We start from the raw sequence: 12779 nt of genomic DNA, 5'->3' as shown, positions 1-12779 counted from the left end.
TATGAATGGTAATAAACCGGTAAATGGTCGTTCGCATTTTACACCGGAGCCGGAACCTGAATCTACATTGGATCTCAGGAAAATGCTGGATAGCCTGATCGCTCACTGGTACTGGTTTGCATTGAGTATTATACTTACCTGCTCACTGGGTTATACCTATCTCCGGTATGCCACGCCGGCCTATAAGATCAACGCAAAAATACTGGTGGAAGATCAGCAGAAAGGTTCTGATATTCCCGGGGCAGAGATTCTTCAACAAATGGAAATGTTTACCAGCAAAAGCAGTGTAGACAACGAGGTGGAAATAGTAAATTCCCGTTCTCTGATGGAAAAGGTAGTAAGAGACCAACAACTATACATTACCTACCTGATAGACGGACGGATAAAGAAATCAGAATTATACGGTCAGTTACCCTTCACTATGAAGTGGATTATATTGAAAGACAGCCTCAAACTAATGAGCTACGATATAAATCCATCCGGTGCAGATGAATATGTGATCACCCGTGAAAATGGTTTTACTCGCAAAGCCAAATGGAATGATACCCTTCAGCTGCCGGAAGGTATCATGCAATTACACAGGAATCCGGAAGTTGCACTCGATAGAAGCGTGTATACTGTAAAACTGAACTCTATAGACCGCACTGTAGCAGAATACCAGCAGGCACTGGATGTAAATATCCCCAATAAGGAGGTAAGTACTATAGACCTTACTCTTACTGCCACCACCCCCCGGAAAGGGGAACAGGTGCTGAACAAGCTGATAGATATTTACATGCGGGCTAGCGTAGAGGATAAAAACCGGATAGCAGACAGCACCATCGCGTTTATAGATAACCGTCTTGTTATCGTAACCAGTGAACTCTCCGGTGTTGAAAAGAACATTCAGCACTTTAAAGAAGCGCATGAACTGGCCGATATCAGCGAACAATCAAAACAACTGGTGGCCGGCGATGGAGATTTTAGGAAACAACTGATCGACCAGCAGGTGAAACTCAATGTAGTACAGTCATTAGAACAATATGTCAAAGACGATAAAAATAATAAAAGGGTAGTACCTTCCTCCATCGTGGTTCAGGATCCTTCCTTCGTGAGCATTGTAGAGAAATACAATACCCTGCAGCTGGAAAGGGAGAAACTTCTGGTATCGAACACTGAGTCAAACCCCATGATCAAAAGTATGGATACGCAGCTGGCCGGACTCAGGTCGGACCTGTTGAGGAACCTCGGCTCTTTCAAGAGTGGAATCCAGGTAAGTATCACCGAGTTGGAACGGAACGCAGGCATGCTGAACCAAAAAATAAAGCAGGTACCTTCCACCGAGCGTGTGTTCCTTGATTATTCCCGTCAACAGGCGATCAAACAGGAACTATACCTGTTCCTTCTGAAAAAACGTGAAGAATCTGCCATCACGAAATCCTCTAACCTGGCTACAGCCAGGATCATAGATCCTGCTAAAAGTGACCCCAAGCCATTTAAGCCTAAAGGGTTGTTTATATATTTGATATCTTTTATCTTTGGTTTGACTTTGCCAGCGGGTGTCTTATACCTCCGGGATATATTAAACCGCCGGATTTCAGGAAGGGATGATGTGAGCAGATTAACGCCGGCTCCAATTCTGGCTGAAATAGGTCATAATACGGATGGTTATCCGGTAGTGGTATCAAAAGATGTCCGGTCGCCCCTGGTAGAACAATTTCGTGCCCTGCGTACTAATCTTCAGTTTATCATGACCAGCAAAGACGATAAAGTAATTTTGCTGACATCTAGTATGAGTGGTGAAGGAAAATCATTTGTGGCTACAAATCTGGCTGCCGTATTAGGTTTATCCGGGAAAAAAGTAGTGTTGATGGAGATGGACCTGCGGAAGCCTAAAATTTCAGAGCAGTTGGGTTTGAGCAACCATACCGGTTTTAGTACCTACGCCATTGGAAAAGCATCACTGGAAAACATCCTTCGCCCCTCAGGTATCAATGAAAACTGCTGGATCATTTCCTCCGGGCCTATACCGCCAAACCCGGCCGAACTAATGCTCCTGGATCAGACGAGCCGGTTATTTGCTGAACTACGTAAGCAATTTGACTATATTGTAGTGGATACAGCCCCGGTAGGATTAGTAACGGACGCTCAGCTGTTGGGCCGGTTTGCCGATACCACCCTTTATCTGATGCGTCAGGGCTTTACTTTCAAAGAACAGATTAAATTGTCCAAGGATCTATATAATAATAGGAAAATGCCCCGCCTTAATCTTATCCTCAATGATGTAAAAACCTCCAGTGGATACGGATATGGATATGGATATGGGTATGGGTATGGGTATACAGAGGATGAAACAAATAGAACAGTCATTAAAAAGATAAAAAAAGTATTCAGTAAGTAACTCATCTTAAAACATAGAAAAAAATTATAAACGAAATAATATGAATCAGGATATCAAAATCGGAGTAATAGGATTGGGATATGTAGGCTTGCCACTGGCAGTGGAATTTGCTAAAAAATTCAAGGTAATAGGCTTCGATATCAATGGGTCAAGAGTACAGGACCTGAATGCAGGTAATGATCATACACTGGAGGTGTCTACTGAATTACTGAAAGAAGTACTCACTGATTGTACCACCCCTACCGGCTTGTATTGCACCAATGAACTTACAAAAATAGCATCCTGTAATTACTATATCGTGACTGTACCAACGCCAGTCGACAAAAACAATCGTCCTGATCTCACCCCTTTATTCAAAGCCAGTGAAACCGTGGGTAAGGTGCTGAAGAAAGGAGATATCGTGATCTACGAATCAACTGTTTATCCGGGTGTAACAGAAGAAGAATGCGTACCAGTGTTGGAAAAAGTATCGGGGCTGCAGTTTAATAAAGACTTTTTTGCTGGATATTCACCGGAACGTATTAACCCGGGTGATAAGGAACATACAGTAGCCAAAATACTCAAAGTAACTTCGGGTTCTACACCTGAAATAGCCGAAAAAGTGGATCAGCTGTACCGCGCCGTGATCACTGCGGGTACGCATAAAGCAACCACCATTCGTGTAGCGGAAGCTGCGAAGGTAATCGAAAACGCCCAACGCGATATCAATATTGCTTTTGTAAATGAGCTGGCCAAAATATTCAACCGCCTCGGAATTGATACGGATGAGGTACTGAAAGCTGCCGGTACCAAATGGAACTTCCTGAACTTTAAACCAGGACTGGTAGGCGGTCACTGTATTGGTGTTGATCCCTACTACCTGGCGCAAAAAGCACAGGAAGCAGGTTACCATCCTGAAATTATTCTGGCTGGAAGGAGACTGAATGATAGTATGGGAGCTTATGTAGCACAGGAAGTAATTAAACTGATGGTGAAAAAGGACATTCCTGTGAAAGGCGCTAAAATACTGGTACTTGGAATTACCTTCAAAGAGAACTGCCCGGATGTACGTAATACCAAGGTGGTGGATATCCTGAACACACTGGCTGATTATGGTACTGCTATTACCGTATACGATCCATGGGCAGCACCAGACGAAGTAGAACATGAATACGGTTGGAAATCCCAGCAGGAACTCAACAGCGCCTGCGACTACGATGCAGTTATTCTTGCCGTATCCCATAACAAATTCAGGGAACTGGATATAAACAAACTCTGCAAGAATCGTGCAGTGGTGTATGATGTGAAAGGCATTCTACCAAAAGAAATTGCAGACGCCCGTTTATAATCTTAAAAAAGAAATCATGTACGAAAGAACTTATCATACAGGAAGTACAATAGAGCAGTCGGCTTTCCTGGTGACAGGCGGTGCTGGCTTTATTGGTTCCAACATTGTTGAATATTTGCTTAAATATAAAGCAAAGAAAGTCCGTGTGCTGGATAATTTTTCTACAGGCAGTCACGAAAATCTGGCGCCATTTAAAGCTAATCCGGCATTTGAGCTGATTACAGGAGATGTCCGTAATCTGGAAGATTGTCAGAAGGCAGTGGAAGGGATCGATTATGTAACACACCAGGCCGCATTGGGCTCAGTACCAAGGTCTATCAACGATCCCATTACCACTAACGAAGTAAATGTGGCCGGCCATCTGAATATGCTGGTAGCAGCAAGAGATGCAGGTGTAAAGCGTTTAATCTATGCAGCCAGTTCCAGCACTTATGGAGATCATCCCGGTCTGCCAAAGGAAGAGGATAAAATTGGTAATCCATTATCGCCCTACGCGATCACTAAATATGTAAACGAATTATACGGCAGCGTTTTTTCAAGAACCTATCAGTTTCATACAATCGGTCTCCGCTACTTTAATGTGTTTGGACCCCGGCAAAACCCACGTGGCCCCTATGCAGCGGTGATCCCATTGTTTATTGAATCTGCGTTGAAAGGGGACGTCCCTTATATCAACGGAGATGGCGAGACCAGCCGTGATTTTACCTTCGTTGAAAATGCCGTGCAAGCCAATATCAGAGCGATGCTGGCAGAAGATATTCAGACACATACCGTTGTGAATATCGCCTTCGGCGAAAGAACTACCCTGAATCAGCTATGGTCTAGGATAACAGAACTCACGGGTAAACAAATTGTACCGGAATACCGCGCAGAACGCGCCGGTGATGTAAAGCATAGTTTGGCAGATATCAGTAAAGCCGGCACACTCTTAGGTTATAAGCCTCACTATTCAGTGCTGGATGGTTTAAAGATAGCAGTGGAGTGGTACGAGAAGAACTTACAAGCCAGTAGATAATGTTGAAATATAGCAAATCAGACTTATACAGGTATTACGGAAGTACCGGGTGGAAATCCTTTGCCAGAGGATGGAGGACGCCAGGCTTCCGCTATATATTTTTTTTTCGCCTTGCGGCGTCCAGCAACGGGCTACTTAAAATCGTAGCTCGCCTGCTGCTGAAAAGATACAGTATTCGCTATGGTATACAGATCCCTTATAACACACTTATAGGAGAAGGATTCTATATCGGGCATTTTGGCACTATTGTGGTAAATAGCCAGGCTGTTATTGGAAAAAATTGTAACATTTCTCAGGGGGTTACCATCGGACAGGCCAATAGAGGAAAAGGACAGGGAGTACCTGTATTGGGTAATGAAGTGTGGATAGGTGCCAATGCTGTTATCGTAGGAAATGTGAAAATTGGAAATGACGTACTAATTGCACCAAACGCATATGTAAATTTTGATGTGCCGGATCATTCCATAGTGATCGGAAATCCGGGAACCATACGTAGTAGCGAAGCTGCCACAGCAGCCTACATCAACAGAAAAGTAGGATAGCCGGAGGCTGTAGTTGAAAAATCTTTTATGAGTATAACCATATCCATGATCAGACGGAAGCTGATTAATGCGACCGTACGGTATAAACTGGGAGCGAGAAAAGACGTTTCCGTGACCCTGGGTGAAGCAACACGCTTCATTGAAAAGCCTATCATCAAGCTGGTAAGTGGTACCAGCCTCCATATCGGTAGGAATGTCCTCATCAACTCAGATAGAATCGGATATCATCTTAATATGCATGCCCCTTGCAAACTATTGCTGGACAGACCAGGTGGTGAAATTTCTATTGGCGATAACAGCCGTATTCATGGCACCTGTATACATGCCTACAGCAAAGTAACCATCGGTAAAAATTGTCTGATCGCTGCCAATACACAAATCATGGACGGGAATGGACATGACCTCTCCTTTTCAGATGTAAGTAACCGCATCCATACAATCGGTAAAGTAAAACCAGTGATCATTGCAGACAATGTCTGGATAGGAACAAATGTAGTCATCCTCCCCGGTGTCACGATTGGTGAAGGAAGCGTTATTTCTGCCAACAGTGTAGTACACAAAGACATCCCGCCCATGAGCATCGCGGGCGGTAATCCGGCAGTAGTAATAAAACAATATTAACAGTGAGACAGTTTTCAAAGGATCATAAAACATTAATTAAAAACTTCGGCGCCTTGTCAGTGTTGCAAGGGCTGAATATGGTACTGCCACTGGTAACACTCCCATATGTGCTCCGTGTGTTGGGAACTGAGAAATATGGGGTGATCGTAATCGCCAATTCTCTACTGGCGTATTTTCAAAGCTTTACTGATTTTAGCTTCAACATCACAGCTACCCGTGATGTAGCTGTACATCGTCACAGTAGCAGAATGCTCAGCCATATTTATAGCAGGGTATTGTCCACTAAAACAATACTTGTATTAATATCCTTTTTACTCTTTTTACCTGTTGTATTGCTGGTGCCTCAGTTTGCTGCAAATAAAGTCGTGTTCCTGCTTACTTTTCCTGCGCTGGCAGGTTATGCGCTGTTTCCTGAATGGTTCTTTCAGGGAATGGAAGAAATGAAGTATATCACCATTCTCTCTGCTTGTATAAAAATATTCTTTACTATCTGCATTTTTATCTTTATCCGCCGGGAATCCGATTTCTTCCTCTATCCGCTTTTTAATGCATTCGGGTATATAGGAGCAGGGCTATTTGCGCAGTATCTGCTGATTACCCGATATAAATTGCATTTCAGGTTTATCGGACTTTCAAAGATTGGAGGAGTGCTGAAAACAAACTTTAATATTTTTATCAACCAATTTCTTCCAAATCTTTACAATAATTCCACTACTTTTTTATTGGGCCTCATCGCAGGAAATGCTGCAGTGGGCGTATACGGGGCGGCAAAGAGCCTGATTGAAGCAGCAAATACTTTTGTCAGCATTCTCTCCCGCGTATTTTTCCCATTCCTTAACAGGAATAGCGGTGCTTTCAATAAGTTCAGAAAATTGATGCTGCTCACTGGCTTTGTATTATTTGTAGGCATTTGCACATTATCCAAACCTATCACCATCCTCTTTCATCTTAAAGGAGCCAACGCAGTATGGACGCTTTGCATATTGGCGCTGAGCGTTCCTTTTATGGCTATGTATTATTGCTATGGCACTAATTATTTTATTGTAAAACGGGAAGACCGCCTTGTAATGAAAAACACAGTATATGCTTCTATTGCCGGGTTTATAATGGCTTTCCCACTGATCATGGGCTTTTCGGGAATAGGTGCTGCATTAAACCTGGTTATAGCGAGAGGCATGATGGGCATTGGATTATGGTGGAAATATAAAACATATAAGAAATGAAACTTGGAATACATCATACACCCGGTACTTTCAGTGACAGATGGATTGCCTACTGTCAGGCCAATGGTATTACTTTCAAGATCGTGGACTGTTACGCCACAGATATTATTAAGCAACTGGAAGATTGTGACGCGCTGTGCTGGCATTGGCATCATGCAGATGAAAAAGCAGTGCTGTTTGCCAGACAACTCACCTATTCTTTGGAGGCACAGGGGAAAAAGGTATTTCCGGATAGTGCAACCGGATGGCATTTTGATGATAAGGTAGGGCAGAAGTACCTGATGGAAGCGCTCGGAGCACCGATGGTGCCTTCGTATGTTTTTTACGATAAAAAGGAAGCGTTGGAGTGGCTCGATACCACCACCTTTCCTAAAGTATTTAAACTGCGAGGAGGAGCCGGGTCTTCAAATGTGAAGCTGGTAAAAGATGCCGGCGCCGCCAGGCGGTTGGTTAACAGGGCCTTTGGCCGCGGATTTGCTGCCAGGGACCGTTTTAGTCGTTTTAATGATGGCATATGGCGGTTTAAGCGCGACAAGAACTTCGCCGCCGTAACAGGCATCTTTAAAGGATTGGCCCGAATATTTATTCCAACCAGCTTTGAAAAAATGCATGGTCGTGAGAAAGGATATGTTTATTTCCAGGAGTTTATTAAAGCTAATAATTATGATACACGAATCATTGCTATTGGCAGGAAAGCCTTTGCTATCCGGCGCTATAACCGGAAAGGTGATTTTCGTGCGTCTGGAAGCGGTGTGATTGGTTATGAGAAGGAACTGTTTGATGAACGTTGTGTGCGCATCACATTTGACCTGGCGGCGCAGCTCCCGTCACAGTCATTAGCATTAGATTTTATTTTTGATGAGAAAAATGATCCGCTGATTGTTGAAATGAGCTACGGTTTTTCCATTCAGGTGTACGACAACTGCACCGGGTACTGGGATCAGGATCTGAATTGGCATGCTGGTCCGTTTGTGCCGCAGCACTTCATGATAGATGATTTAATGGCGGAAATAACTGCAGATAAAATGATTGCAACATGAAGCCCTTGTATGTAAAAATTCTAATCTCTTTATTTATTATCAGTCTTTTGTTTCTGAACAAGGAGTGGCTGGTAATTTATGGTTGGGGTATCAGTATGTTAATGTACCTGTTTTTTTTCCTGGACCTGAACCGGATAAAATATTTCGATTTTAGCCGTAATATCCATGGATACCGGATGTTTCCGCTGGCTATGCTGGCATTACTGTCTGTGATCTGGGCGCCAGATGCACAAGCAACATTGCTGCATGTATTCATGCTGTTTGTAACCGTAGTAAACAGCTTCGTACTCTACTATTTTGTTGTCCGGTATAATCTTTTTAATCTCGTTGTTTATATCATTCTGGGGTATGCTTTCGTAAATTATTCACTGGCACTGGGGTTGCCCTATTTTAGCTTTTTGCAGAATCATGATGAGGAACTATCGCGCTTCGTCGGAACAGAATTGAATCCAAACTACCTCGCAATCATGCTGCTGTTTTCGATGTTCCTTAGCCTGTTGTTTTTCCAGGAAAGAACATCTTCTTCAAAACCCTTGCAGGCGCTGCACGTGGTAAATATCCTGCTCGCGTTGTATACCATTTTTGTTACAGCATCAAGAAAGGGTATCATGTTTAGTTTTCTGTTATTGTTCTTTTATTTCCTTGTGAATTTCAAAAGAGTTGTAGGGTCATTTAAGGTAATCCTGCTGGCAGGAGCGGGCGTTTTCCTGTTATTGCTTTTTGTAAAGATAGATTTTATAACAAACAGCATCGGGCCGGCTTTTGAACGTTTTGGTCGGATGCTATCCACAGTAGGAGGGAAAAGTAGCGAGGGTAGTACAGAAGAACGGGTGATGTTTATTCGGGAAGGATGGGAAAAGTTTACCGCCAATCCGCTCATTGGCTATGGCGCGGCCAGTTTTAAATATTATTATCATCTGTATGCTCATAATAACTATATAGAGTTATTGTTCGGCTTAGGTTTCTTAGGACCTTTGATTTATTACAGTATTCATTTTTCAATTTTCAGGAGATTATGGAAATATCGTACAGGCGCATTTCTGGCGGCTTTTGTATTGATCCTGATGTTGATGGATATGGGCCTGGTTGCTTACTATGATAAGCGAATCATGCTGATGTTGTTATTCATTATAGTATTGGCGGATAGGAAAATAGCAGAGAAAAAAGCGGCGAAGGAATTGCCCAAAGACAGCGGTAACCAATGGGAACCGCTGTCTTTCAGAGGATCATACCCGCATTTATCTTAAATGAAAGTATGAGGATTATGAAAAGAAAGATCGTTTTTATTCTGCCGAGTTTAAGAGGTGGCGGTGCAGAGAAGGTGGTCATGAATATCGTTAATTCGCTCGACGAGGAGCGATTCGATATTGTCTTGCTTGTTATCTGCTCTGCAGGAGATTACTTCGATCTAATTACGCAGCAGGTGAAGCTGGTGAAATTGGATAAACCGAATACCCGTGCAGGGACAACAGATATCTATAAAGTGCTGAAAAGCATGAAACCAGATATTGTTTTTACCAGCCTGAATCATATCAGTATTATCACTATCCTGATACGTAAACTAAGTGGCGGCCGGTTTGTAAGCGTTGTGCGTTTGCCCACTCTACCCAGCAATAAATTGGGTACGGGCTGGAAGGCAAGGATAGAACGTTTTATGAACCACCGTATACTGCGTCATGCACATTATGTGATTGCGCAAACCGCACAAATGAAAATGGAAGCGGTGTCACATTATAAAATACCGGTTAATAAGATCAGGCATATTCCCAATGTAGTGAACCATCAACAGGTGGAAAAGCTTAGCAGGGAACTGATCAATGTTTTTGATCATGACCACTTCAATCTGGTAGCTGCCGGATCGCTTTATTCGATGAAAGGTTTCGATGTACTGATAACAGCCATGAAAAGGGTCGTTACAGACATCCCTAAAGCCCGCCTGCATATTCTGGGTAAGGAGAATACCGAACCCGGATACAGTAAAAAACTGCATGCACTAGTGGACGGATATGGACTGAAAGATTATGTATTGTTTCATGGCTTTAAATCCAACCCTTATCCGTATTTCAGGGAAGCCGAGCTCTTTGTGCTGCCATCGAGGAAGGAGGGATTCCCAAATGTTGTATTAGAGTCACTGCTGTTGGGAACACCGGTAGTAGCCACGAATTGTGTGGACTTTTCCGGAATCATTGAACCGGGTGTAAATGGATTTATTGTGCCGGTGGAAGATGAAGAAGGGCTGGCTGCCGCAATTGTGAAGACAAAAGATTTGCCTGGCAAAAAATTTGTCCCGCAGAATTTTGACTATTCCTCATTTTTTATGTCAATCTAAGGATATGAAAAACCGTAAGATTTTATTTATTATCAATGGACTTGGTTATGGTGGGGCTGAAAGTCAGTTGCTGGGTATTATGCCGGCTTTCGTAGAAGCAGGGTATGAAGTGTCACTGATTACAGTAGTACAGGATTTGAGCCTGCTGAACAGATTAGACAGCCGCATTAAGCATTATAACCTGGGCGCTGGCGGAATTGGTTCTGTGGTGAAAGTATTCCGCCGCTTATTTAGAATAGTGAAAGAAATATCCCCGGATGTGGTGCATAGTCATCTGTTTAAGTCGAACATCATGAGCCGTATGATAAAGCTCCGGTTTCCGGCCGTTCGTGTGATTAATACTACTCATAGTAACTATGATCTGGCGGCTTCTGTTTATAATCCATATTTCATCTACCGGCTAACATCAAGGTGGGTGGATTTTCATACCGCCGTGTCTGTACCGGCCCTTGAGAATTTAAGTAAGCGGCACTGTATAGGCTCTGATCGCTCCGCGATTGTGCATAATGCGATTGATATCAGCACATTTGGTCAGACACCGGAAAGGACCGACACTACTGTGTTCCGCTGGATTGCTGTTGGGCGTCTGATTGCGGTGAAGGATTACAAAAACCTTTTTGATGCTCTGCAATTAATGAAACCCCACGTACGGGATTTTGTAGTAGATATTGCCGGAGATGGCGATCTGAAAGATATGTTAATATCTCAGGTTGAATTGGCCGGTCTGTCCAAACATGTCAACTTCCTCGGTATTATTAAAAACATTCCAGCCTTACTTACGAACTACCATGGCTATGTTATTTCTTCACAGAGTGAGGGGTTGCCAATGGCAATGCTGGAAGCTATGTCTGCAGGACTACCTGTCACGGGTACAGATGTGGGCGAAATCAGGTATATCGTAGAAAAATCAGGAGGAGGAAATATAGTGCCCGCACAGGATCCTGCTGCCCTGGCTGCTGCAATGCGACAGATGATGGATATGACTCCTGCGGAGCTAACTGCAATGGGTAAGCGGAATACAGATTTTGTTCGTCGTCACTTTGAGAAATCTACCATCCTGAAAACATGGGAAGCAATATACGAGAATAGCTATGCCGTCGTGTAGCCGGTTGTCCTTCCTCTTGCAGAAGAAGGTTTAAAAAAGAGCCAATGAAAGACCTTTTAGTTACCATATCATTTTTACTTTGCATCGCTTTTTTGGGTTGTGATGCCCAGCAGAGATTCTCATACCAGCAACTGCCTGCGTCTTATGTATCCAATATGCAACTGGCATCATTGGAGAAAGAGGTGGATGCTATTGCTGCTAAGGCGTTTGATCTGACTACTGTATTGCCGCGCGGCTACAGCAAAGAGGGCAAAATAGATTACACCGCACAATTACAAGAAGGAATAAATAGACATACCAATGTGGTGTTTCCCGACTTTCCTGTTATGATCAACGATAATGGATTAACACTAAAGAGTAACAGCTTTGTGGTTTTCAGAACGCATTCTGCGCTGATACTGAAGCCCACCGCCAAGAGAAATTTTTTCATGATGGCTATTCATGATGTGGAAAATGTAAAGGTCTATTGTCCAGTTCTGATTGGAGACAGGAAAAATCATCTGGATGCGGGGGGAGAATGGGGCATGGGAATAAGTATCAGGGGGGCGGCCAATATCACTGTTTTTCACCCGGTGATTTCTTCCTGTTGGGGGGATGGTATCTATATCGGGCAATCTCCCACCACGAAGAAGATACCGTTCAATATTACTATTAATAATGCGGTACTGGATAATAATCGAAGGAATGGTATCAGCGTTATTGCAGTCAACGGGTTAAAGCTGATCCACCCCGTGGTGTCAAATACCAATGGAACTCCGCCTATGTCCGGTATTGACGTGGAGCCGAACGATAGCAGCGCGTTGGTCGATAACATATTGATGGACCATCCGGTAACTTTCAATAACGGCAAGTACGGTATTGTCATAGGGCTCGACAGACTGCCTAGCACCAGTGCCAGAGGCGTGAATATTTCTATTAATAATCATCTGGATGATGGCTCTGCAACAGCTTTCTGGCTGGGAGGATCAAAAGATGTATATAAAAAGGGAACCTTGCCGCTTCGCGGCAGTATCCAGGTAACGGATCCTGTCTGGAAGAATAATGCTACCCCCTTCAAAGGTTACAAAACATATGATTTTGCTCCGGTGAGCAAGTTCACAAATATTACGGTGGAAAAGAAAGGGAGCAGAAATGAAGTCCAGAAGATCAAGTTGCAACATGGGAACAAGAAAAACCTGGAAATAGACTAATCATAAT

11 protein-coding genes are annotated in these 12779 nt (G+C 43.3%); all 11 read left to right on the top strand.

All coding sequences use genetic code 11. The annotated features are described in order from the left end of the window. Window position 1: 1 nt before the first annotated feature. The 11 genes from ABIE50_RS23880 to ABIE50_RS23830 are packed head-to-tail and all read left to right on the top strand — an operon-like array spanning window position 2 to window position 12772. Window positions 2-2380 carry a GumC family protein gene (locus tag ABIE50_RS23880; RefSeq protein WP_209858934.1) on the top strand — a complete coding sequence of 793 codons (2379 nt, stop codon included), beginning with the start codon at window positions 2-4 and terminating at the stop codon, window positions 2378-2380. Between the two features lie 40 nt (window positions 2381-2420). Next, window positions 2421-3707: a nucleotide sugar dehydrogenase gene (locus ABIE50_RS23875; RefSeq protein WP_209858936.1), complete on the top strand. Its 1287-nt coding sequence runs from the start codon at window positions 2421-2423 to the stop codon at window positions 3705-3707. 16 nt (window positions 3708-3723) lie between these two features. Beyond that, window positions 3724-4722 carry an SDR family oxidoreductase gene (locus ABIE50_RS23870; RefSeq protein ID WP_209858938.1) on the top strand — a complete coding sequence of 333 codons (999 nt, stop codon included), beginning with the start codon at window positions 3724-3726 and terminating at the stop codon, window positions 4720-4722. Further along, entirely contained in the window at window positions 4722-5264 is a 543-nt protein-coding gene (locus ABIE50_RS23865) for a serine O-acetyltransferase (protein ID WP_209858940.1), read from the top strand. The genes ABIE50_RS23870 and ABIE50_RS23865 overlap by 1 nt, the downstream gene beginning before the upstream one ends. 27 nt (window positions 5265-5291) lie before the next feature. Continuing rightward, window positions 5292-5885, top strand: a complete 594-nt coding sequence (locus ABIE50_RS23860) for an acyltransferase (protein ID WP_209858942.1) — start codon at window positions 5292-5294, stop codon at window positions 5883-5885. A gap of 2 nt (window positions 5886-5887) precedes the next feature. Continuing rightward, the gene (locus ABIE50_RS23855; RefSeq protein WP_209858944.1) at window positions 5888-7108 is read left to right on the top strand and encodes an oligosaccharide flippase family protein; all 1221 of its coding nucleotides are present in this window, start codon (window positions 5888-5890) and stop codon (window positions 7106-7108) included. Beyond that, the gene (locus ABIE50_RS23850; protein WP_209858946.1) at window positions 7105-8148 is read left to right on the top strand and encodes an ATP-grasp domain-containing protein; all 1044 of its coding nucleotides are present in this window, start codon (window positions 7105-7107) and stop codon (window positions 8146-8148) included. Before ABIE50_RS23855 ends, ABIE50_RS23850 begins: the two co-directional genes overlap by 4 nt. Then, entirely contained in the window at window positions 8145-9395 is a 1251-nt protein-coding gene (locus ABIE50_RS23845; RefSeq protein WP_209858948.1) for an O-antigen ligase family protein, read from the top strand. The genes ABIE50_RS23850 and ABIE50_RS23845 overlap by 4 nt, the downstream gene beginning before the upstream one ends. Window positions 9396-9412: 17 nt before the next feature. Then, window positions 9413-10477: a glycosyltransferase gene (locus tag ABIE50_RS23840; RefSeq protein ID WP_209858950.1), complete on the top strand. Its 1065-nt coding sequence runs from the start codon at window positions 9413-9415 to the stop codon at window positions 10475-10477. 4 nt (window positions 10478-10481) lie between these two features. After that, window positions 10482-11582 carry a glycosyltransferase gene (locus tag ABIE50_RS23835; RefSeq protein ID WP_209858952.1) on the top strand — a complete coding sequence of 367 codons (1101 nt, stop codon included), beginning with the start codon at window positions 10482-10484 and terminating at the stop codon, window positions 11580-11582. A 44-nt stretch (window positions 11583-11626) separates the two neighbouring features. After that, the gene (locus ABIE50_RS23830) at window positions 11627-12772 is read left to right on the top strand and encodes a right-handed parallel beta-helix repeat-containing protein (RefSeq protein ID WP_209858954.1); all 1146 of its coding nucleotides are present in this window, start codon (window positions 11627-11629) and stop codon (window positions 12770-12772) included. The last annotated feature ends 7 nt before the right edge of the window (window positions 12773-12779 follow it).

Source organism: Chitinophaga sp. OAE865 (assembly GCF_040546735.1).
In the GTDB taxonomy this organism is placed as follows: domain Bacteria; phylum Bacteroidota; class Bacteroidia; order Chitinophagales; family Chitinophagaceae; genus Chitinophaga; species Chitinophaga polysaccharea_A.
Note: the sequence above shows the minus strand (reverse complement) of the source record. Positions and strands in the feature narration are given on the sequence as shown.

Coding starts and splice junctions, on each gene's coding strand:
- ABIE50_RS23860 (WP_209858942.1), top strand. CDS start 5,292: ATGAGTATAACCATATCCATGATCAGACGGAAGCTGATTAATGCGACC.
- ABIE50_RS23845 (WP_209858948.1), top strand. CDS start 8,145: ATGAAGCCCTTGTATGTAAAAATTCTAATCTCTTTATTTATTATCAGT.
- ABIE50_RS23840 (WP_209858950.1), top strand. CDS start 9,413: ATGAAAAGAAAGATCGTTTTTATTCTGCCGAGTTTAAGAGGTGGCGGT.
- ABIE50_RS23880 (WP_209858934.1), top strand. CDS start 2: ATGAATGGTAATAAACCGGTAAATGGTCGTTCGCATTTTACACCGGAG.
- ABIE50_RS23870 (WP_209858938.1), top strand. CDS start 3,724: ATGTACGAAAGAACTTATCATACAGGAAGTACAATAGAGCAGTCGGCT.
- ABIE50_RS23865 (WP_209858940.1), top strand. CDS start 4,722: ATGTTGAAATATAGCAAATCAGACTTATACAGGTATTACGGAAGTACC.
- ABIE50_RS23850 (WP_209858946.1), top strand. CDS start 7,105: ATGAAACTTGGAATACATCATACACCCGGTACTTTCAGTGACAGATGG.
- ABIE50_RS23875 (WP_209858936.1), top strand. CDS start 2,421: ATGAATCAGGATATCAAAATCGGAGTAATAGGATTGGGATATGTAGGC.
- ABIE50_RS23835 (WP_209858952.1), top strand. CDS start 10,482: ATGAAAAACCGTAAGATTTTATTTATTATCAATGGACTTGGTTATGGT.
- ABIE50_RS23830 (WP_209858954.1), top strand. CDS start 11,627: ATGAAAGACCTTTTAGTTACCATATCATTTTTACTTTGCATCGCTTTT.